Below are 22,381 nucleotides of genomic sequence, written 5' to 3'. Positions count from 1 at the left end.
TAAACTTTATTAATTAACAAATAAACGAAGAAAATGTATAAATATAAAATCATTGCCGTAGTCACATTAGTATTGATTTATGGAATCATTTATTCAAAAGATTTAAACAATATGGATCCAAAAGAAATTATTCCCGTAAAAGAATTACAAGATGCTTTTGTAAATGACAGAAGCAAAGCTGAAAAATTATATAAGAATAAAAAAGTAACGTTAAAGGGTATTGCAGTTTATGTTGGTCCGGACATTTATGCCTTGCCTTCTATAGAACTATCAGACAAAAAAGATGGTGCTTCAATGGCACTTTGTGTATTACCCGTTTCGGACTATCTTAAGCTACGTAAATTCTCTAAAGGCCAAACACTTGTGATTACCGGAGAAGCCCGTGATCTTTACAAAGAAAGTATTTTGGTTGTTAAGGAATGTCAGATTATACAAGAATAATACATCATTTTAATTTACTTCCTAAAAAAATAAAAATGAAAATCATAACACTAGAAGAACATTTTATAAATCCGGCAATTGCCAAAGCGTCAGCAGATATCATAGAACGTTTGGCACCGAGCCACAGAGCCGCCTACAGTAATTATTCCAGTAATGCCTCTTTTGATAAAATGACTGATTTGGGGCCTATTAGAATTGCGGAAATGGATGCAAACGGTATCGACATGCAGGTTTTAAGCATTGGCGGTCCGGGCATACAACTTATAGCACCACAAGAAGCTGTGCCCCTTGCAATAGCCGTTAACGATGAATTGGAGGCGGCTGTTAAAGCAAATCCAACTCGTCTCGTTGGCTTAGCCACATTGCCTACAACAAATCCAGAAGCCGCTGCGTTAGAATTAGAACGAACGGTTACCAAATTAGGTTTTAAAGGCGCCATGATCAGCGGAGCGACTAATGATAAGTTTCTGGACGAGGATGAATTTATTCCCATATTGGAAATGGCAAATCAACTAAAAGTTCCAATTTATCTGCATCCAACAACAATTATGAAATCAGTACGTGATATCTATTACAATTGCAAAAATCCGGATGTTAGTGCACGATTTGCAGCTTCGGGCTGGGGCTGGCATATGGAAGTTGGTATTCATATCGTTCACATGATATTGAATGGAACATTTGATAAATATCCTAACTTACAAATGATTACAGGTCATTGGGGCGAAATGGTGCCTTTTTTATTAGATCGAATGGACGAGCAAATGCCGCAAGAGTTAACTCGTTTAGATCGCAATATTTCTGATTATTATCGTAATCATGTACACATTACGCCAAGTGGTATGTTTACAATGCCTTTATTTAAATGTGCCCTTGAAATGATGGGAGCCGACAGAATTATGTTTTCTGTAGATTATCCTTATGTTGGTAATGAAGGTGCCCGGGCTTTTCTCGAAAACGCACCAATTAGCGAAAGCGATAAAGAAAAAATTGCACATGGCAACGCTGAAAAATTATTGAATTTATAATTCCAAAAAACAAAAAACAGCAACAAAAATAAAATCTTATGAATACGGCAAAAACAATAACAATAGGTTCAAACAGCAAAAACCCAATTACAGTCAATCGTTTAGGATACGGAACCATGCGACTTACCGGAGAAGGTATTTACGGAGAGCCCGCAAACAGACCCGAAGCATTACAAATCCTTAAACAGGCTGTAGCTTCTGACGTCAATTTTTTAGATACCGCAGATTATTACGGCGAAGATGTTACCAACCGTTTAATTTCTGAAGCTTTATATCCCTATCCGGATGATTTGGTCATTTGTACAAAAGTGGGCTGTACCCGAAAACCAGACAAAAGCTGGATTCCATATAACACGCCAGAAAATTTGCGTACCAGCATAGAAAACAACTTGCGTACCTTAAAAATTGAACAAGTAACGCTTGTACATTTTAGGGCTATGCACGGTCATATGAATTTTGAAGAAAGTATGGAAGCTATGTTCAAAATGCAGGAAGAGGGGAAAATATTGCATGTAGGAGTAAGCAATGTTAGTGTTGAAAACGTTGAAACTGCTTTGAAAATGGGAAATATCGCCACCGTTGAAAACATGTACGGACATGCGCAAAGAACTTCGATGAAAAATAATTTTGGAGATACTTATGGCGGTGGAGAAGTTTTAGCGCTTTGCGAGCAAAATAAGATTCCGCTAATTCCATATTTTTCATTAGTGCATGCTATTGGCAAAAAAGACAATCGCATTGCTGAAATTGCCCAAAAATATAATGTCTCTGAAACTGAAGTGAACATTGCCTGGCTTTTACACAAATCGCCTTGGATCTTACCAATTCCGGGAACTTCATCTTTAGCGCATTTTTCAGAAAATATAAAAGCAAAAAATCTTTCGTTGACTAAGGAAGACATGGAATTTTTAGAATAAAAATTTAATATGACAGATATATTTAAAGATTTTATTACTGAATTAGCAGAAATTAATGAGCAGGATATGAATAGAATCATGTCCTGCATTTCTGTTTATAATGTAAAACGAAATACAATCATTTTAGCTCAGGGAGAAGTTTGCGACAAATTTTATTTTTTAGAAAAAGGCTGTATGCGAACTTATTATATCACCGAGGAAGGCCAGGAAAAAACAAGATTAATTTCTTTTGATAATACACCAGTTACAGTACTTACCAGTTTTATTAATCTAAAACCTTCTGTTGAATATATTGATGCTTTAGAAGATTCAGAATTATTATCGATGTCTCAAACTGATTTTTTTAGGCTTTTGGACGAAATTCCGAGTTGGGCATTGTTTTACAGAAAAATTTTAGAATTAGCATTTGCTTTTCAAAACAACAGAATCGAAGATTTGGTAACCTTATCTGCCAAAGAACGTTATGAAAAACTATTAAAAGAAAGACCACATTACATTCAACGCCTCTCCAATAAAATTGTCGCTAGCTATTTAGGCATTTCTCAGGAAACCTTAAGCCGATTGAAATCAAAATAACGATTTTGACATTTGTCAATGCACAGGTTTTTGTGTCGGTGTAATTTTGTCTTAATTAATCATCAGATAAAAAACGGATAGTTGAAATAACAAAATTTAAACTTCAGGATTATGAAAATTCTATTAAAAAAACCTTCGGAAAATACGACTCAAAACGTAATTGACAAATTCAGTATCAAAGAGTTGATAGAATTCGAACGCTTTTGCAGAGACAATGCCCAATGGGAAGAAATGAAAAAATGTTTTGCAGAAAATTCAACGGTAACAATTTCATGGTATAAAGGCTCAGGACATGGTTTTGTAGATGCTTCAAGCAAAATGGCAACGTATGCACCTCACAAAATATACGACACTTTAATTTGGTTGAATGATGACAAAGCAGTTTCTATTACCATGGCTAAAATTCAGATGAGAATGGAAATTCAGGGACATTTATTAGAACTTAGCTCTGACGTAAAACTTTTATATAAAACACAAAAAACAGATGGTCTTTGGTCTATCATTTCAATGGACGGGATTTATGAAAAAGATGCTTTGGTTCCTGTTTCGCCTGCTGATGGCATTATTATTCCAAAAGAAGAAATTGCCAAATTCAGACCAAGTTATGCTAATATGTCTTATTGTTTAAGTAAAAATGGACATCCTGTTGATCTGAATTTACCAGGAATTGACAAACCGGAAATGGTAGATAAATTATATCAGGAATCTGAAGATTGGTTAAATTCTTAAAATTAGAAAAAATGAAAATTATCACAATAGAAGAACATTTTACCTCGCCAAAAATCACTGCTAAAATGCAACAATTTCAATCTAATAATTTAGATGCAGGAAAGGCAAAAGACATGGAAGAAATCATTAAACATTTTTTACCTACAAATGAGGACATTGAAGATGTTGGTGCAAGAAGATTGCAATTTATGGACGAAAGCGGTGTCGATATGCAGGTCATCTCATACGGTGGCGGAAGCCCGCAAGGAATTGCAGATCCGAATGTAGCACTTGAACTTTGTAAGGAAGCCAATGACGAATTAGCTGCTTTTATCAAAGAAAACCCAACGCGCTTTGCCGGTTTTACCACTTTACCCCTTGCTGATCCTATCGCCGCAGCAAATGAATTAGAGCGTGCCATAAAAGTTCTTGGATTTAAAGGAGCTTTAATAGCCGGAACTTTTCAGGGAAAATTTTGTGATGATCCCTTGTTCTTTCCTATTTTCGAAAAAGCTGCCGAATTGAATGTACCAGTTTACATGCATCCCGGAATTGTGGAGAAAAATGTGGCAGATCATTATTTTAGAAATGAAAATTGGTCCAAATTAGTAAACGGCGTTTTTCCTGCAGCAGGTTTTGGCTGGCATATGGATAGCGGTATTCATGTTATAAGAATGATACTTTCAGGAATTTTTGACAAGTTGCCGAATTTAAAATTAATCTCTGGACATTGGGGCGAGTTTGTGCCCGCTTTTCTGGAAAGATTAGACGAGACTCTTTACCCTGAAATTACCAATTTGAGACGTACAATTTCAGAATATTACAAAGAGCATGTCTACATCACGCCAAGCGGAATTTTCTCTGAAGTACAACTTCAATTTGCAATCTCACAAATGGGCGCCGATCATATTATTTACTCTGCAGATTATCCATATTTAATGAAAAAAAATACAGGCGATTTTCTAAAAAATGCTTCGATTTCAGATCAGGATAAAGAAAAAATTGGACACTTAAATGTCGAAAAACTATTGAACTTATAAATATAAATAAATCAATATGGAAAATACAAATAAACCAATCGAAGGTGTTACAACTGGAATTTTAAAGGTTTCAGGAGCAGAACTGTATTACGAAACAAAAGGCGAGGGGCCACTTTTATTGATGATTCCGGGAGCAAACGGAGATCATTTTATCTTTACTCCTATTCGTGAAATATTGTCTAAAACTTTTACCGTAACCACTTACGACCGTAGAGGATTTTCAGGATCTAAACTTATTGGAGAACAGGATTATACGCATCGTATCGATACAGATGCCAATGATGCTGCAAGTTTGATTAAACATCTGACAAATGAACCCGCTTTCGTTTTTTCAAGCAGTTCCGGAGCTTTAGTTGGACTTCAATTGATATGCCTGCATCCTGATTTGATAAAAGCGCTTATACCGCATGAACCAACAGCAATAAAATACTTGCCGAACACAGAAAAATGGAAAGCAACTATTCAGGAAATTCATGATATCTATACTAAAGAAGGAGAAGGTCCTGCTAAAGAAAAATTTGTAAACGATCTTATTCCCGGAACTCAAGACGGAGAATTAATGAAAGGTGGAAAAGGACCGGAGACGCCAAATACTAAATATTGGTTTGAACATGAGATAAGACAATATCCTTCAACTGATTTTGAAACTAACAAATTAGAAGAAAACAAAGATAAAATACTTTTTTGCGTAGGAAGAGATTCGGTTAATACCATGCCAGCCTGGCCAGTTACAAATCTGGCAAAACAATTTGGAACAGACGTTTTATATGTTCCGGGAGGTCACTTAGGATATGCACTCCACCCAGCGGAATTTGCAAAAGAACTTCTGGAAGGTTTGCAAAAGCGAGGGAAATTATAAATAGATTCTATTTATCAATTTAAACTGTACCATAATTTATAAAAAACCAAACCCTTCAGAATTTTAAGGTTCTGAAGGGTTTGGTTTTTTGTTTTATTAAATGAAAACTAGAAGTTTTATAGTATCAATAAGTCGATATATTTAATATTATTAAGTTGAATTATTGTAAAAAATTAGGGTATAATCATTCTGCCTTGTATTATAATCATAACCCAGACGATTAAGTGAATCCTCATTAAATGCGTCTTTGTTATCTACTATTTATAACCACCCAAAAATAACCACAATGAAAAAACACAATTTCTTATTACTACTCCAGTTTTTGCTGGTCTTCTTTTTTAACCAAACTACAATAGCACAATCTATAATAATAAAAGGAAAGATTCCAATATATATAAGCCCTGATGAACCAGCGCCAGTTCGTCGTGCTGCAGAAGATTTACAACGTGACCTTAATACAGTTCTGGGTCAACCATCGGCTTTTGTTACCAAACTGCCACAAAAAGGCCCTGTTATCGTAATTGCAACCGCAGATCATTATAAAGAAAACAAGTTATTATTAAAAGACTGGGAAGCTCACCAAATATATGCAGATAAGGAGCATATCATTCTAAATGGTGCCGATATGAGAGGGACTATTTATGCCATTTATAGTTTTAGTGAGCTGATACTGGGCGTTAAACCACTTTGGTTTTGGGCATCTGAACAACCTGTTCATAAGGACCAAATAACAATGGCTGTAAATTATAAAAAGGTGTTTAATTCACCTGATATAAAATACAGAGCATGGTTGCCCAATGATACCGATTTCCTGACTCCCTGGCAAAAACTATCAGACAACAACTATCAAGCTTTGTTTGAAGTGATGCTGCGTCTTAAACTTAATACGCTTGAAGGCATAATTACAGGAAAAGAAAGTTTTACGCCTCCCTATAGTCCAGGAAAGGATGCCGCAACAGGCCAACAGCGTGGTTTAATAACAACAGGTCATCATCTTAATATTTTTGGATCAACTTATGCTTTTTGGGAAGATTATTGGAAAGAAGTTAGACATCTTCCTGCACCTGAATTGACAATTGCGAACCGTCAGGCTTTAAAGGAGTTTTGGGGTTATCATATTGATTTAGCAAAAAGAAATAACTTAGAAGTTGTTTGGCTGGTTGGTTTTAGAGGAAATCACGATATTCCATTTTGGGAATTTTTTCCAGATGCGCCAAAAGATGACAAAAGCCGTGCAAAAGTTATCGAGGAAATGGTGCAGATGCAAATCGACCTTCTTAAAGAAAAAACGGGTAATCCGCATCCGCCAATGCGGTTAACGCTTTATAACGAAATGTCGAACCTGACAGCTGCCGGACTTTTTCATATTCCTGATGAGCCATCATTAATTATAAATTTCGTAGCGGCCCGTCGGGATCACTTCCCAGCATTAGATGTACGCAATTACACTTTTTCAGGAAAACCTGTAGGTTATTATCTTAATTTTCAATTTACTTCAACAGGTTCGCATTTAGCACAGGCAGAAGGTCCGAGAAAAATGGAGCAAAACTATCGTATAGTGGATAGCCTCAGCGGTCATAAATTACTGTTTTCTGTAGTAAATGCCGGAAATATACGAGAGCATCTTGTAGAGTTATCAGCCAATGCGGATATGATGTGGAATTTTAAACCTTTTAATCCTACTTCATTTCTTTCTACATTCAGCAACAATTATTATGGTTCTCAATACGGAATTGAGATTTCTCAATTGTATCAGGATTTTTTCAATTCTTATTGGCAACAAAAAAAAGGTGACCTTCCAGGATTTGAACGACAATATCTGTTTCAGGATTTGAGGTATGCGCGTGCAATCGAAATGTTACTCAACGATCTTGAAAAAGGCAAATACAGTACAAATCCTCTGGACAATCATCCACTAGATGACCCAAGCAAAGGGAGTGTTGGTTATTTTCGAGTAATTCCTGCCGATAATGATGCAGAAAATCAGCTGGAAGCTATGGCTAAAGGAACTGCCTCAAGTATAGCAAAGTTGGAAAAGATTACAATTAAATCAGATCAGATTTATAACAAACTTGAAAGCGGAAAAGTCTTTTTTGATGATAACTTAAGGGGACAAGCTTATCTTATGCTGCATTTAAATCGTTCGCTAAATTATTTGGTACAGGCCTATGAAAGTAAGGAAAACAAGGAGAAAAAGCGAGAATTTATCAAGCAAACCTTAAACGAAATTCATCTTACAAAGGAACTTTTAAATACATCTAATCACGCACCATTTAACGACTGGTATACGAACGACGCTAAATTTGGAATGAATTTGCTTGAAAAGCGTCTTTCGGATCTATATAACGAACTTTCGAAATAAGTTCAGAGAGCAAAAAAATCTATATATTTTTACATTTTAAGACAAAAAAAATCCACTCTAGCAATAACATCGAGTGGATTTTTTTTAAATTCTTATTTTTAGTATCTCAAAGCTTAGAATATTCTTTTTGCGGGGAATGAAAAAGCAAAAACAGCATCATATTATAATTGTCTTTCAATTTCTCTTTCAAAATTTTAAAAGCCTTACTAATCTGTGCTTCAACAGTTTTAATAGATATTTCTAAATGTTCTGCAATCTCAATATTGGTTAGTCCCTCTTTTTTACTTAGGATAAAAACTTTCTGGCACTTTGGAGGCAAATTTTGTATTTCTTTATTGATGATAGCCAACATACGTTCTATAGAACTTTCGTCTGTGGTTTCAACAACTTGTTGCAAAGAGTCTACATATTTCTGCTGTAATAGCATCATAGCCTTGTTTTGCTGATAAGTATTAATGAATTCATTATAAACGGATTTATATAAAAAACTTTGAATAGAAAATTCAGGATTAAGTTTATTTCTGTTTTTCCATGTTTTTAAAAATACATTTTGAACAATATCCTGGGCCATTGAATGATCATTTACCAAAGTTAGTGCATAGGCATTCAATTTTCTGTGAAATTTATTCAATAGAAACTTATAAGCTTTCTCATCCCCATTTTTGAGGCTTTCCATTAAAATTACATTATCGTCGAAATCCATAAAAAGTATTTATTCGGCAAAATAAAGAAAAAAAATATATGAATATGAAAAATATTTTAATAAAAAATTAGGGTATTGTGATTCTGTCTTGTAATACATAAAAAAGCACCCCAGAAAATGGCTCCTAAAGAAATAGAAATTATAATCGTTAAGTATTTTTCACAGTCCGCAAATATGGGCGATTTGGATATATTAAACAAATGGATAGAAGATCCGGAAAATCAATTGATATTTCAGGAGTATGTTAAAACACACTTTGCTATAACTTTAGCCATGAATGAGCCGGATAGTAAAACTGTGAGAAAAGCGCTTCTTAAGGAAATTAGGAAAGAAAAGAAAAAATCGAAAATATATAGTCTTCGCTCTTTCATGAAGTATGCTGCAATCGCAATCTTGTTTTTAGGAATAGGTGCTGTATTGCAAAAAAACATCTTTGATAACAATACAAAAGAAATAATTGTCCCTAAAAAAGATGAAATTACGCTGAAACTGGGAAATGGAAATATTAAAGTTATTGCAGCTGACGGAACTTCGAAAGTTTATGACGCAGATGGAAAAGTAGTAGGACAGCAAAACGGTAAGGAACTAGTATACGCAAATGATCCAAATGCGACTAAATTAGTATATAACACATTGAGTATCCCAAATGGAAAACGTTTTAATATTACCCTTTCAGATGGAACAGTGGTGTATTTAAATGCAGGAAGTTCTATGACTTATCCGGTGCAGTTTATTAAAAACCAAAATCGTAAAATCTTCCTTACCGGAGAAGCCTATTTTGATGTTACGCATGATAAAAAACATCCTTTTATAGTAAATGCAAACAAATTAGATGTTCAGGTTTACGGTACAAAATTCAATGTTAGCAATTATCAGGAAGATGATGCTACAGATGTTGTACTGGTTGAAGGTTCTGTAAGCATGAAAGAAACAGGATTAGTCGGAAAAAATAAAAATGAATTTTTCCTTACTCCAGGTTATAAAGGAACTTTTTTAAAACAAAACAAAAGTATATCAAATGAAAAAGTAAACACTTCATTATATACTTCCTGGATGAATGGAAACTTGGTCTTTAGACAAGAAACTTTCGCAAATATCATCAAAAAATTAGAACGCCATTACAATGTTACTATCATCAATAATAACAGAAGTTTGGCTAATGAAACTTTTAATGCCACTATAGAAACCAATAATGAAAGTATTGTACAAGTATTCAATTACTTCAAAAAAGTTTATCAAATCGATTACAGTATTGTAGAAAATAAAATAATAATCAACTAAACTAAAACTAAAAACAATGCCTATGAATTAGAGTTCCACGTAAAAAACTTAGTACTAACTATCACTTATTACCTCTCCAAATCATCTGGATAAAAAAAAATCGGAAAATGCGCCAACATTTCCCGACTTAGGTAAAGTGATCAACCACAAAGATTAATCACTAATTAACAATCCAAAATTATGAAAAAACCACCAAAGTCCAATGGATTATTTCCATGGAACTTATTATTTGATTTAAAAATGAAGTTATCACTATTATTTTTTGTCACCGTAAGCTTCGTCATGCAGGCAAACACGTCATATTCTCAAAAAACCAAAATCACTTTAGATAGAGAAAGCGTAACGGTAAAGGAAGTTATCGATGAAATTGAGACAACTACCGAATTTAAGTTCCTATTTAATACTAAGGCAGTGGATTTAAACCGAAAGGTTTCCCTAAGTGTAAAAAAAGTTCCAATAAACACCATATTAGACCTACTTTTTAAGGGCACCGATACAAGTTATGAGATCGATGACCGCAAAATTTTGTTAACTAAAAGCAAAGCCAATAAAACTAGTATGGTGACCGCACCAAGTGTTATTGATCTTGCTCCTAAACAAATAAAAGGTGTAGTAACAGATTCTAATGGACAACCTTTGCCAAGTGCTAATGTTGTTGAAAAAGGAACTAAAAACGGAGTTACTACTGATTTTGACGGAAAATTTGCCCTTACTATTTCAGATGAAAATGCAACTCTTGTTGTGTCTTATATCGGTTTTGATACTCAGGAATTTCAAGTAAAAGGACAAGCCTCTTTAAAAATAGTATTAAAAGAAAGTGCAGCCGGACTTAATGAAGTTGTAGTTGTAGGTTATGGTACTCAAAAGAAACATGATATTACGGGATCTATAGCTTCGATATCAAAAAATTCAATTAAAGATTTAGTACTTACTTCTACAGAGCAAGCTTTAAAAGGTCAGGTTTCTGGTGTGCAAATGACTCAGTCTTCATCAGCACCAGGTGGTAATGCATCAGTAAGAATTCGTGGTGGTAACTCAATCAGTGCCGGAAACGAACCTTTATATGTAATTGATGGTTTCCCAGTATATAATGATACCTCTGCAAGCTCAACAGGAGTTTTAGGTAACGGACAGCCTTCAAATGTATTGGCTTCGATCAACCCAAGCGATATCGAATCAATGGAAATCTTAAAAGATGCTTCTGCTACCGCTATTTACGGTTCAAGAGGTGCCAATGGTGTAATTATTATTACAACTAAACGTGGTAAAGTCGGACAATCGAGTGTTACTTTTGAAACTTACTATGGTTTTCAACAGCTTAGTAAAAAAATAGATTTACTCAATGCACATGATTATGCGCTATCAGTTAATGCAGACAATATACGAAGAGGCCGTTTGCCTTATGTCGCTAATCCTGATGCATACGGAGAAGGAACTGACTGGCAGGATGAAGCTTTTAGAGTAGCTGCTACACAAAACTATCAGTTAAATTTCACAGGTGGAGATGAGAAAACAAAATACTCCATTTCAGGAAATTATTTCACACAGGATGGTATTTTACTTGGATCAGATTTCACACGTGGTTCTGTGCGCGTTAACTTAGATCGTAATTTAAGCTCTAAATTTAAGCTTGGATTAAGTTTCAGTTCTTCACTAACAGAAAACAATCAAGCAAAAACGGATTCAGATTTGGATGCCAACAATCAAGGTGCTGTATCGGCAATTCTTTATGCACCGCCAACTCAGACTGCTTATAATGCAGACGGTAGCTACACTAGATTTAGAGGTCCGGATGGTAACTTCTACGTAAACCCTATTGCGTCATTATTAGAGATTAAAAATTTAAATAAAACCAACAGAACATTTGGAAATATCTTTCTTGATTATAAAATCACAAAAGATTTATTATTCAAAATAACTTTAGGTGGAGACCAAATCAATGTTAAGGAAGATTATTATAACCCAGCATTTATACAAGATGCAGGAATAACTGCAAAAGCAAGAATTGGTGTTAACCAAAGTTTTAGCTGGTTAAATGAAAATACATTAACCTATACCAAAACTTTTGCTGCTAAACATAATTTGACAGCCTTAGCAGGTTTTACCCGTCAGAAGTTAACCAGAGAAACTGTAACTGCCGGATCTGAAAGATTTGTTAACGACATTCTAGAAGACAATAATTTAGGAGCCGGAGCGACAGCTAATAGTCCTGGATCAAACGTAACAGATTGGCAACTTGAATCTTATATTGCAAGAGTTAATTATGGTTATAATGACAGATATTTAGTAACGCTTACAGGACGTGCAGATGGATCTTCCCGTTTTGGTGAAAGTAATAAATTTGCTTTCTTTCCTTCCGGATCAGTTGCCTGGAGGGTTTCTGAAGAAGATTTCATGAAGTCTACAGCAAATGTGATCTCAAATCTTAAATTGAGAACTAGTTATGGAGAAACAGGTAATCAGGAGATTCCACAATACCGTAGTTTGGCTGCCTTAGGATCTGTTAGCTATCCTATTGGTGGAATTATTGGTAGCGGGATAGCCCCTAACCGTTTTGCAAATCCTGATTTACGTTGGGAAACTACTGCACAATTTGATGCAGGTATTGATTTAAGTTTGTTTTCAAACCGAATTAACATTGTTGCAGATTATTATGATAAACGCACAAAAGACTTATTGCTTGATGTTCAAATTCCAGGAAGCTCAGGCTTTGTTTCTTCGCTTCAAAATGTCGGAAGTGTAAAAAACACTGGTTTTGAATTTGCTTTAAATACAGTAAACTTTGATGGTGAATTTAAATGGAAAACATCTTTCAATATTACTTTCAACAAAAATGAAATTCTTGATTTAGGTGGAGAATATGAAAGAGTAGTTGGAGGTGGAAGTGCCAGTAAACAAATCACAAATACAGGTATATTAAGAGTTGGTGAGGCAGTTGGAGCATTCTACGGTTATGTAACTGATGGCTTATTTCAAACTCAGGCAGAAGTTGATGCAGGAAAAGCTGCAGGACAACCAAGTACTTCTGTAATTGGTGACAGACGTTATAAAGATACTAATGGCGATGGAAAATTTAATGAAAGTGACCGTGCTATTTTAGGATATGCACAACCAGACTTTTTCTATGGTTTGACCAACACATTTTCTTATAAAAATTTCGATTTAAATGTTCTTATCAATGGGGTTCAGGGTAATGATATTGTAAATTTAAACGTAAATGCACAAACAGATGTTAATGCTCCGGAATCATTAAACAGATGGACACCGACAAATACTAATACTGATATTCAAAGACATACTCAAGATTCTCGTCTTACTAACAAACAAGTAGAAGACGGATCGTATTTGCGCATTCAAAATATCTCATTCGGATATAATATGCCGCAAGATGTTTTCAAAAACACTTTTGTACAGTCAATAAGATTATATGTTAGTTTACAAAACTGGTGGACTTTTACAGACTACAAAGGATATAATCCTGATGTAAGTTCATTTGGACAGGATAACCTAAGTATGGGTGTTGATCGTGGAGGTTATCCAGCGGCCAAAACATTCCTAATGGGACTTAATGTAAAACTTTAATCAAAAAAATATGAAATCTAATAATTTCCTTATTGTTACAGCTTTGTCTATTTTGATTACAAGCTTTAGCAGTTGTTCAAATGATTTTCTGGAAGAAAATCCTGAATCTTTTATAGCGCCAACAAATTTTTATAAAACGGAGGCAGATGCAAATGCAGCATTAGTTGCTGTTTATAATGGTCTAAGAGCAATCTATAGCCAGGATATTACTTTTGTGGGAGATACCGCCGGAGAGCAAACCTGGCCTGGAGTTTCAAATTCAAATGTCGACAGGTCTAATATTGATGCTTTTCAATTTGATCCTTCTAATGCTATCCTACTTGGTAACTGGAATAATAATTATGTAATTATCAATAGAGCCAATGCAGTTTTAGACCGTGTTCCGGCTATTGAAATGCCAGCCGCGACAAAAGATATTATCATAGCAGAAGCACGTTTTCTGCGCGCATTTAGTTATTTTAATCTTGTGAGAACATTTGGCGGCGTGCCTTTACGTTTAGCAGAGGTTACACCACTTCACTTAGAGCGCTCTTCTGCAGACGCCGTTTACGCTGTAATTATAGATGATTTAAAACAAGCCGAAGCAAAACTTCCTGCGGTACAGCCAGCTGCCAATGTTGGAAGAGCTACGAAAGGAGCTGCTTCTACTATGCTTGCCTATGTTTATTTAACCAAAAAAGACTGGACTAATGCTGCTGCAAAAGCACAGGAAGTAATCAGCAATGCCGGTGCGTACGGATATGGTTTATATGCCACACCTGCAGACGTATGGAAAATAGCAAACGAAAATAAATTGGAACACATATTTTCAATTCAGTTTCAATCTGGTCCGGAAGCTCTTGGAAGTGCTTATGCTCAATTTTATCTTTCCAGAACAGCTAATGTTATTCAGGCTTCTGGTATCTCTGGTTTTGGTCAAAACATGGTTGAAGATAAATTCTGGAGATCTTTTAGTGCTGCAGATACACGTCGTGATGCTTCTATTTTATCACGTTTTGTTGATCCTAAAACTCAAAAAGTATATCAGTATCCTTCAACAGATTTAACGGAATTGAGTATTTTTAAATATTTTGATACTGCTCCTTATGCAAGAAGCAACAATAATAATAACTACCCTATCTTAAGATATGCAGATGTATTATTGATGAAAGCTGAAGCTTTGAATGAGTTAAATGGTCCAACTACAGAAGCATATGGCGCTATTAATGCAATTCGTAAAAGAGCCGGAGCTGGTATGACTGATCTTTCAGGTTTAACGCAAGTGCAATTTAGAGCGGCAGTTTTACAGGAAAGAAGCTGGGAATTTTGTTTTGAAAGTAAAAGGTATTTTGACCTGATCCGTACAGAACAACTAGTTCCGATTATGACAGCTGCTGGTAAAAATCCTCAGCCTAAAAACTTATTGTTTCCAATTCCTCAAAAAGAAATTGATACCAACAATAAAATAAATCCGGAAGATCAAAATCCGGGATACTAATTAAATGATATTCTCCCATGTTATCATGGGAGAATATTCATTAGTTCACAATTAAAACTGTTCACATCTAAAACCAGTGGACAAATTTCTCATACTTATAATTTTAATCAGGCAGCTCCAAATGGCGCAGGCTAAGGAATTGTCTTGTCTAAAAATAAATTTTAAGAATTGGTTAAGTTTGGTTTTTTTGAAGACACGGAATGGGAATCCTCCTTCCTGTTCCGTTCTTTTAAAACCATTGTTATATCAACATTTTAAAGCTATTGAACTAAAAAACTACAAAAAACAACCTTATACTATAAAGAGATGAAACAATTTCTTTTCTCAGCAGTACTTTTTTTGACCATCACTCTACAAGGATTTTCTCAAACTGTTTCATCGCTGATACCTAATAAACCATCACAAGCACCAGATTACTTTTGTACCTGGAACATACAGGGATATACCTGCAGTTATAATTCTAATGCAGAAATTAGACAAGCTATGACTGAAAAAAATATGCTTGGGGAAGGGACTTATCAAAACTGGGTTAATTTTTTTCCAAAAATTCGTGAAGATCTCATTTTTGTTATGGATGATTCTTGGGATATTCCGCTTTCAGAAACCAGCAAAGACGGTCCTTCTTTTGGTCTTACGGAATTAAATCAGGAGCGTTTTCCTTCTTATACCGGAACTCCGGCAGAAAGATTAACGAAATTGGTTAGTGCCGTAAAAGCAAAAGGCTGGAGAGGTCTTGGCGGTTGGATCTGCGCCCAGGAAGCACCTATTGTTGGAAATGTGAATTCGGAAGAATATTGGACAGAACGCCTAAAAGCCGCTAATGAATCAGGATTTGCATATTGGAAAGTAGATTGGGGAAAACAATCCCGAAACTTAGAATGGAGAAAAACCATGACTAAATTAGGTCGTACTTATGCGCCAAATTTAGTAATTGAACATGCCTTTAATGGATATACAATTGAAGTAAGCGACACCTACAGAACTTACGATGTCGAGAATGTTACTGCGCAGCCAGTTACCATTCAAAGAATTGCCAATTTATTACACTATCAACCACAAGGAGACGCAAAAAGTATTATCAATTGCGAAGATGAACCTTATATAGCTGCTGGCTTAGGTTGCGCTATTGGGATAATGCGATATCCGTTCCCAGACAAACTTCCTAATAACACAAATGATTATGCGTTTCCTCCCACTGGAAGAAATATCAAATATAGAATGGATGAAGTAATTAGGGGTGTAAGATGGCACCGCATTGCCGAACCTTTTGGCGTAGGCTCAGAAAATTATAGTATTGATAAAACTTCATTAAAAGATTACTGGGTTTTAGGAGAAAGAGAAACCTGGAATAAAAAACACAAACCCGGAGATACCTTAAAAGAAAACGCCCCCGCAAGAGTGAGCCGTGGATTGCCGTTGGCAAAAATTTTAAATCCAAGTCCAGATCAGCCTTTTGTATTATCATCAATGTATCCAAATGGAGCTGTTGCTGTCGTTACTATTGGCCGAGGTATTAATCGGGAATACATTACGAAGCGCATTAAAGTGGAGCAGGAAATTCAAAATATTGACAATCCCATCGCAATATTTGGAGATTATGAGTCACTTACACTACTTCTTCCAACCAAAATAAAAGCCTCAGATTACGAAGTTTTAGGTCAGGATTTGGCTGGAGATACTTATTCATATATTACAAAAGATATTGTTTTTAAGGATAATAAAATAATTATCTCAGGAGACTTAATTCGAAAAGTTGGTCTTTCATCTGCATCAAAAAATGATATTTCTGATCCAGGATTGGTTTTAAAATTTAATAAAAAACAGAAGATTTCTTCAAAATAATAAATCATGAAAAAAATATTTTCCTTTTTACTATTCCTTTGCTTTCTAAGTCAAATAACAGCGCAAAAACCTGTTATTGAACTTGGAACAGCCGATTGGGGAAAAGGAATTAAGAAATTATATATTCCTGAAAAATTGGTTGCCGAAAATAATTTTATAAAAAATACTCCACAAAATTTTGATACTCCGCCAACTTTCGATCAAATAAAAGAAAAGCTTCCGCAACCATTTTGGAAAACAAAAAACGAGGCGATTCTTTGTTACTGGAAAGCTTGGGAAATTGCCTTTTCTAATCTTCATAAAGTTAGTCCTGAAAACGGATTTGTTTCTCCGTATATCGATGCTGCTTTCAATGGAAATATTTTTATGTGGGATACTGCTTTTATGACATTATTTGGGCGTTATGGTTCGAGAGCTTTTAATTTTCAGAGTTCTTTGGATAATTTTTACAGCAAGCAAAAACCAGACGGATTCATTTGTCGACAAATTTATGGTACTAACGGTGAAGATTGTTTCGAACGTTACGATCCCTCAAGTACAGGACCAAATATCTTACCCTGGTCTGAATGGGAATATTATACCAATTTTAACGACAAGGCCAGATTAGCAAAAGTATTTCCTGCCCTTCTTGCCTATTACAATTGGTTTAACCTCAACCGTTCGTGGAAAGACGGTACTTATTATTCGACTGGCTGGGGCTGCGGAATGGACAATCAACCACGTTTACAAAGTGAATATAGTGTAAGATGGAGCAACGGTCAAACGTCTTGGATTGATACCACTTTGCAGGAAATTTTTGCCGCTCGATTTTTAATAAAAATGGCTGTTGAACTCGACAGAGAAAACGAAGTAAAAAATCTAAAAGAAGAAGTTGAATATCTGACTAAATTCGTAAACGAAAAAATGTGGAATGAAAAATTGAATTTCTATACCGATGCTTTCAAAGATGGATCGTTATCTAATTTACAATCAATCGGATCTTATTGGGCATTGCTTGCAGATGTAGTTCCCGAAAATCGAATAAATCAATTTATTAGCCCACTTTCTGACACCAAAAAATTCAATCGTCCGCATCGTGTTCCTACTTTATCTGCTGATAGTCCAGATTATAATGCCGAAGGCGGTTACTGGCGAGGATCTGTCTGGGCACCGACTTCTTATATGGTTTTAAGAGGACTTAACCAAATACATCAGGATAGTCTTGCACATGAAATCGCAACGAATCATTTTGACAATGTACTAAAAGTTTACACCCAAACTGGTACTTTCTTCGAAAACTATTCCCCGGAAAAAGTTCAGGGAAATGATCGGAAAGATTTTGTTGGATGGACAGGATTGACTCCTATTGCGGTTTTGTTCGAATATATTTTTGGAATCAGAGCTGATGTACCCAATAATAAGATTGTTTGGGATGTCACTTTAAAGGATGAGTTTGGAGTAAAACAATATCCTTTTGGAACAGATGATACTATTGATTTTTATTGCAAATCCAGAAAAGATACTAAAAGAATGCCTCAAATAAGTGTGAAATCTAGTACGGATTTTACACTCACATTGCTTTGGGCAGGAGGGAAAAAAGATATTCTTATAAAAGGAAAAAAAATATAAAACTATAGTACATAGAACAGTTCAAAACATAAAAATACTAATGAAAAAAAATCTAATTATATTATTCTCTATCCTGTTTTATAGCATTGGAACAAATGCAAAAACACCCGTTTCTGCAGACCGCTGGCTTGAAATTGACTTGTATTGGTTCGAACACAAAGACATGCAAAAATCTGCCAATGATTTTTGGCAACGCTACGAACCTCTTATGCAGGGAATCGACGGCTGGAAAGGTGTTATCATCAATGTTGGCTGGATTACCGATTATTTATACGAATGGCAGGGAGACATTAATCAGGAAATAAAACTGCCAAAAAACATGAAAACCTGGGGTTCGATCAAAGATCAGGGACAATTGGCAGGCACAACGCCTGAGCGTATGGATTTATGGAAAGATCGCTTTGAAAAGGCAGATAAACCTCAATCTATCAATTACGAAAAATGGACGTATGCCGATTTGAAAAATTTAGTGGCGATTCTTAAAAAAACAGCCCAAAATAAATACAATTTAAAAGATATTAAAGTGGGGACGTTTATTACCGGAGGACAAAGCTCTTATGACGGCGATAAATCATCATTTTCATTAAGACATGCCAATTCTTATAGAAACGGAAAACCAAATATGGTAGCTAAACTAGTAGCTGAATCACATAAATACGGCGCTTTTCCGGCAGGAATTCCAGAGGGAACGCCTTTAACAGAATTCTTCGGAAAACAATGGGGAAGCTTGTCAAAAGCACTTAATCTTGATGTTATTATTCTAAGAGACGGTTTTTTAGGTACAGGATTGTATTCAAGAAGAAAAGGCCCGTATGGCGAAACTGCTCCAAAAGATCCGAAACTCGTTGCTGAATGGAGCAAAGCTACAGCAGATTTAGTGAAACAGACTAAGATATCGAATCCAAAAGCTTTGGTAATTGGCTATTCAAATGCCGCAAGTGCTGTTGGCGGATGGCGTGCGAATTGTTTTGATTTGGAAACTATAGCAAAAGAAGGATATCTCGACGGTTGGATCGATCAGTCCTGGGCGGGATCGTGGAATGAAGTTGGGCAGCGTCCTGTCATGAATTATGTTCCCGAAGTTCGCTTTTGGAGTTCGCCATTATTGGGCTACAGCTATATGCTGGGTTATATGCTTTCGCATTCTGCCATGCTTGCCGATACAAAAGTGCATCATTATTTTTTAACCGAAACTTTCGATGCTTGGGAAACCTGGGATATTATTCATAATGCCAGAGAAAGATTGCGATGGGGGGTCTGGGCGTATTCGCATGCTGCATTGAAAACTCCAAGCGGAATCAAAATGCCTAACGGAAGCTACATTTCATGGGGCAATAGAGGAAAAATGTTATTGCCTGAAGAAGATGTAAAATTCCTTGCTCAAACTACAAATGAGGCTTTCGCCGATGCCGCAGCAACAAAAGAAGTTTTTGGACCAACATTGGTTTACAACCGAAGTGCGATGGAATGGCAATCGAATAACAAGCCAGACGAAAACATTAAAGAATGGATTGACGAACAAGCAGGAACATTGATGAAATGGTCTGCTCCTATTATGTCGGTAACTCGTTTGGAATATCTTCCAAATGTTCAAAGCGATCTATTTATTTTTCAGACTCCGTCTCATTTAAACTCCTCTGAAAAAGAAAATTTAATTAAAGTCCTAAAATCGGGCAAAACCTCTATGGTTATTGGAAGTCCTGTTGGTGGATTGGATAAAGATATTGCCGCTATTTTAGGAGTATCTTCAACAGATACGATCATTAACAGCACCAAATACATCGGAACAATTAATTATAAAACGGAAGGTATTTATGCTTCTATTCCGAATACTTTTCCAATTTTTCAGCCTTTTACACAGAATAAATTTAGCGACGGACTTGAATCTATTTATTCCGTAAGCTTCTCTCCTGCTTTAGGATTGAATCAAAAAGAGGGAAAAAATTTGATTTATTGGGATGCTCCTGAGTTTTTCAATAATCTGCCTGGTGGAACTGACAATTACAAAGGTTCTTTGGATCAAATTATGGGAAGTCCTACGCCATATGTTTTGACAGCCAGACTTATGAATGAAACGATGAAAAAATCAGGTTTTGCTTATGTGGATGAAATCAAACAAGAGCAACCTGTTCAATTATCAATGTGGAAGCTTAATGATGGAAGTTTTAGAATTATGGCCGGAAATCTCGAAGAAGGAATCAATCATACAGCAAATCATACGGTACAAACTACTCTTAATTTGCCATTTATTAACAATAAAGCTGTCGAAGTTTCTGAGCTTTGGAACAGAGCCAATACCATTATCGGAAATAAAAAACTGGAGATCAATTTAACTCAGGCACAAACTAAACTTTTTAAAATAGAAAAGCCATGAGAAAACAAGCTACACTAAATTTCACAATAACGGAGAAGTCTTTTTTTCTAGCATTTGTTGTTTTTCTTTTATCTGGATTCTGTGTTATCCTTAATGCACAATCAAAAGAGACAAATAATGTGTTTAATGTTCGTTCGTATGGAGCAATTGGAGACGGAAAAAACCTTGACAGTCCAGCCATTAACAAAACAATTGATGCTGCTGTAAAAGTGGGTGGCGGAACAGTTTGGGTTCCGGCAGGAACGTATTTGAGTGGTTCTATCCATTTGCAAAGCAATATAAATCTGCATATTGATGCCGGCGCAACCATTTTGGGAGCGCCTCAGGAAATGAATGCTTATGATGAAACCGAACCATCAAATGTAGGCCCTTATCAGGACGGTGCCCACACCTATTTTCATAACAGTTTAATTTGGGGTGAAAATCTTACCAACGTTTTTATTACCGGTCACGGATTTATAAATGGCGGCGGTATTATACGCGATGATGAAATTTTGAATAAAATGAATGGTCACGACAATTGGCAAAATCCAAATCCTGTTTTTAAACCAATGCGTCTGGGCAATAAAGCAATTGCACTTAAAAGCTGCAAAAACATTACAATCAGCGACATTACTATCGTTCATGGCGGTCATTTTGCAATATTGGCAACGGGCTGTGATATGATGACTGTTGATAATGTAACGATGGATACAAACCGCGATGGTATTGATATTGACTGTTGCCGAAATGTAGTAGTTTCAAACTGTCGTGTTAATTCGCCGGGTGATGATGGAATCTGCCTTAAAAGCACTTACGCTCTTGGCGAGTTTAGAACTACCGAAAATGTTTCGATTACCAACTGTCAGGTTTCCGGATTTCAGGAAGGCACTTTGCTTGACGGGACTATGAAACCGAGACCAAATGCTTCCGGACGTATTAAGCTGGGTACTGAATCAAGCGGAGGATTTAGAAATATTACCATATCAAACTGCACAATTCGCAGCTGCAGGGGACTAGCTTTGGAATCAGTTGATGGTGCAATTTTGGAGAATATTACCATTAGCAATTTAGTGATGACCGATTTGTACCACTATGCAATTTATATAGCAACGGGAAGTCGAAATCGATCGCCTGGGGTAAAAACTAACAGCCGAATGAAGAATGTATTGATCTCGAATGTAATTGCTACAGGAGTTGACAAAATGAGCGGGATACAAATTATGGGATTACCGGAAGAACCTATTGATGGACTACGATTGGAAAACATTCGCTTAGTTAGTAAAGGCGGAGGAACTTTAGAAGATGCTGCTATAAAACCCAGAGAATTGGGCGATGGTTATCCGGAACCTTATAAAATAGGTACACTTCCCTCCTATGGAATTTTTGTGCGACATGTAAAGAATCTGGAATTGGCCAATATAACAACAAGCTTCGAAACAACAGACAATCGTCCTGCAGCACTATTTTCTGATATTCAGGGAATTGATATTGATAATTTGAAGTTGCAAACAGTTGATGGTGTAAAAAAAATACTATTGGCTGATGACGTAAAAGGTGTAAATATTCGTAATACCACTTTAACCAAATAATAATAATAATAATAA

The 22,381-nt window shown here is 35.7% G+C and carries 16 protein-coding genes; 15 read left to right on the top strand and 1 reads right to left on the bottom strand.

Annotation, left to right across the window (positions count from 1 at the left end; all coding sequences use genetic code 11):
• Positions 1 to 33: 33 nt before the first annotated feature.
• The 8 genes from B0A65_RS16330 to B0A65_RS16295 all read left to right on the top strand — a co-directional run bounded on the left by B0A65_RS16330 (position 34) and on the right by B0A65_RS16295 (position 7,928).
• Positions 34 to 441 (top strand): OB-fold protein, encoded by a 408-nt coding sequence (locus tag B0A65_RS16330; protein ID WP_074662886.1) that lies wholly within the window; start codon positions 34 to 36, stop codon positions 439 to 441.
• Between the two features lie 35 nt (positions 442 to 476).
• Positions 477 to 1,466, top strand: a complete 990-nt coding sequence (locus tag B0A65_RS16325; RefSeq protein ID WP_074663116.1) for an amidohydrolase family protein — start codon at positions 477 to 479, stop codon at positions 1,464 to 1,466.
• A 38-nt stretch (positions 1,467 to 1,504) separates the two neighbouring features.
• On the top strand, positions 1,505 to 2,383 hold the full coding sequence (locus tag B0A65_RS16320; protein WP_074662890.1) for an aldo/keto reductase: 879 nt from the start codon (positions 1,505 to 1,507) through the stop codon (positions 2,381 to 2,383).
• Between the two features lie 9 nt (positions 2,384 to 2,392).
• Positions 2,393 to 2,959, top strand: coding sequence for a Crp/Fnr family transcriptional regulator (locus B0A65_RS16315; protein ID WP_074662893.1), 567 nt, complete (start codon positions 2,393 to 2,395; stop codon positions 2,957 to 2,959).
• Between the two features lie 111 nt (positions 2,960 to 3,070).
• The gene (locus tag B0A65_RS16310) at positions 3,071 to 3,688 is read left to right on the top strand and encodes a nuclear transport factor 2 family protein (RefSeq protein WP_074662896.1); all 618 of its coding nucleotides are present in this window, start codon (positions 3,071 to 3,073) and stop codon (positions 3,686 to 3,688) included.
• An 11-nt stretch (positions 3,689 to 3,699) separates the two neighbouring features.
• Positions 3,700 to 4,707 carry an amidohydrolase family protein gene (locus tag B0A65_RS16305; RefSeq protein ID WP_074663119.1) on the top strand — a complete coding sequence of 336 codons (1,008 nt, stop codon included), beginning with the start codon at positions 3,700 to 3,702 and terminating at the stop codon, positions 4,705 to 4,707.
• Between the two features lie 16 nt (positions 4,708 to 4,723).
• Entirely contained in the window at positions 4,724 to 5,566 is an 843-nt protein-coding gene (locus B0A65_RS16300; protein ID WP_074662898.1) for an alpha/beta hydrolase, read from the top strand.
• Between the two features lie 286 nt (positions 5,567 to 5,852).
• Positions 5,853 to 7,928 carry a glycosyl hydrolase 115 family protein gene (locus B0A65_RS16295; protein WP_074662900.1) on the top strand — a complete coding sequence of 692 codons (2,076 nt, stop codon included), beginning with the start codon at positions 5,853 to 5,855 and terminating at the stop codon, positions 7,926 to 7,928.
• Between the two features lie 106 nt (positions 7,929 to 8,034).
• Here B0A65_RS16295 and B0A65_RS16290 read toward each other — a convergent pair whose 3' ends face one another.
• Positions 8,035 to 8,631 carry an RNA polymerase sigma factor gene (locus B0A65_RS16290; RefSeq protein ID WP_074662902.1) on the bottom strand — a complete coding sequence of 199 codons (597 nt, stop codon included), beginning with the start codon at positions 8,629 to 8,631 and terminating at the stop codon, positions 8,035 to 8,037.
• A 117-nt stretch (positions 8,632 to 8,748) separates the two neighbouring features.
• Here B0A65_RS16290 and B0A65_RS16285 point away from each other — a divergent pair, with 117 nt between their 5' ends.
• The 7 genes from B0A65_RS16285 to B0A65_RS16250 all read left to right on the top strand — a co-directional run bounded on the left by B0A65_RS16285 (position 8,749) and on the right by B0A65_RS16250 (position 22,366).
• Entirely contained in the window at positions 8,749 to 9,912 is a 1,164-nt protein-coding gene (locus tag B0A65_RS16285; protein ID WP_083370509.1) for a FecR family protein, read from the top strand.
• A gap of 180 nt (positions 9,913 to 10,092) precedes the next feature.
• On the top strand, positions 10,093 to 13,494 hold the full coding sequence (locus B0A65_RS16280) for a TonB-dependent receptor (RefSeq protein ID WP_083370510.1): 3,402 nt from the start codon (positions 10,093 to 10,095) through the stop codon (positions 13,492 to 13,494).
• Positions 13,495 to 13,504: 10 nt separating this feature from the next.
• Complete coding sequence (locus B0A65_RS16275; protein ID WP_074662904.1) at positions 13,505 to 14,971, top strand: RagB/SusD family nutrient uptake outer membrane protein; 1,467 nt, start codon at positions 13,505 to 13,507, stop codon at positions 14,969 to 14,971.
• Between the two features lie 306 nt (positions 14,972 to 15,277).
• On the top strand, positions 15,278 to 16,813 hold the full coding sequence (locus B0A65_RS16265; protein WP_074662908.1) for a hypothetical protein: 1,536 nt from the start codon (positions 15,278 to 15,280) through the stop codon (positions 16,811 to 16,813).
• A gap of 6 nt (positions 16,814 to 16,819) precedes the next feature.
• On the top strand, positions 16,820 to 18,421 hold the full coding sequence (locus tag B0A65_RS16260; protein WP_083370511.1) for an MGH1-like glycoside hydrolase domain-containing protein: 1,602 nt from the start codon (positions 16,820 to 16,822) through the stop codon (positions 18,419 to 18,421).
• A 40-nt stretch (positions 18,422 to 18,461) separates the two neighbouring features.
• Entirely contained in the window at positions 18,462 to 20,795 is a 2,334-nt protein-coding gene (locus B0A65_RS16255; protein WP_074662915.1) for a hypothetical protein, read from the top strand.
• The gene (locus B0A65_RS16250) at positions 20,792 to 22,366 is read left to right on the top strand and encodes a rhamnogalacturonidase (RefSeq protein ID WP_074662919.1); all 1,575 of its coding nucleotides are present in this window, start codon (positions 20,792 to 20,794) and stop codon (positions 22,364 to 22,366) included. Before B0A65_RS16255 ends, B0A65_RS16250 begins: the two co-directional genes overlap by 4 nt.
• The last annotated feature ends 15 nt before the right edge of the window (positions 22,367 to 22,381 follow it).

Origin of the sequence: Flavobacterium frigidimaris (assembly GCF_002217275.1) — a bacterium.
Classification (GTDB): domain Bacteria; phylum Bacteroidota; class Bacteroidia; order Flavobacteriales; family Flavobacteriaceae; genus Flavobacterium; species Flavobacterium aquidurense.
This window is presented reverse-complemented; position numbering and strand designations above follow the sequence as displayed.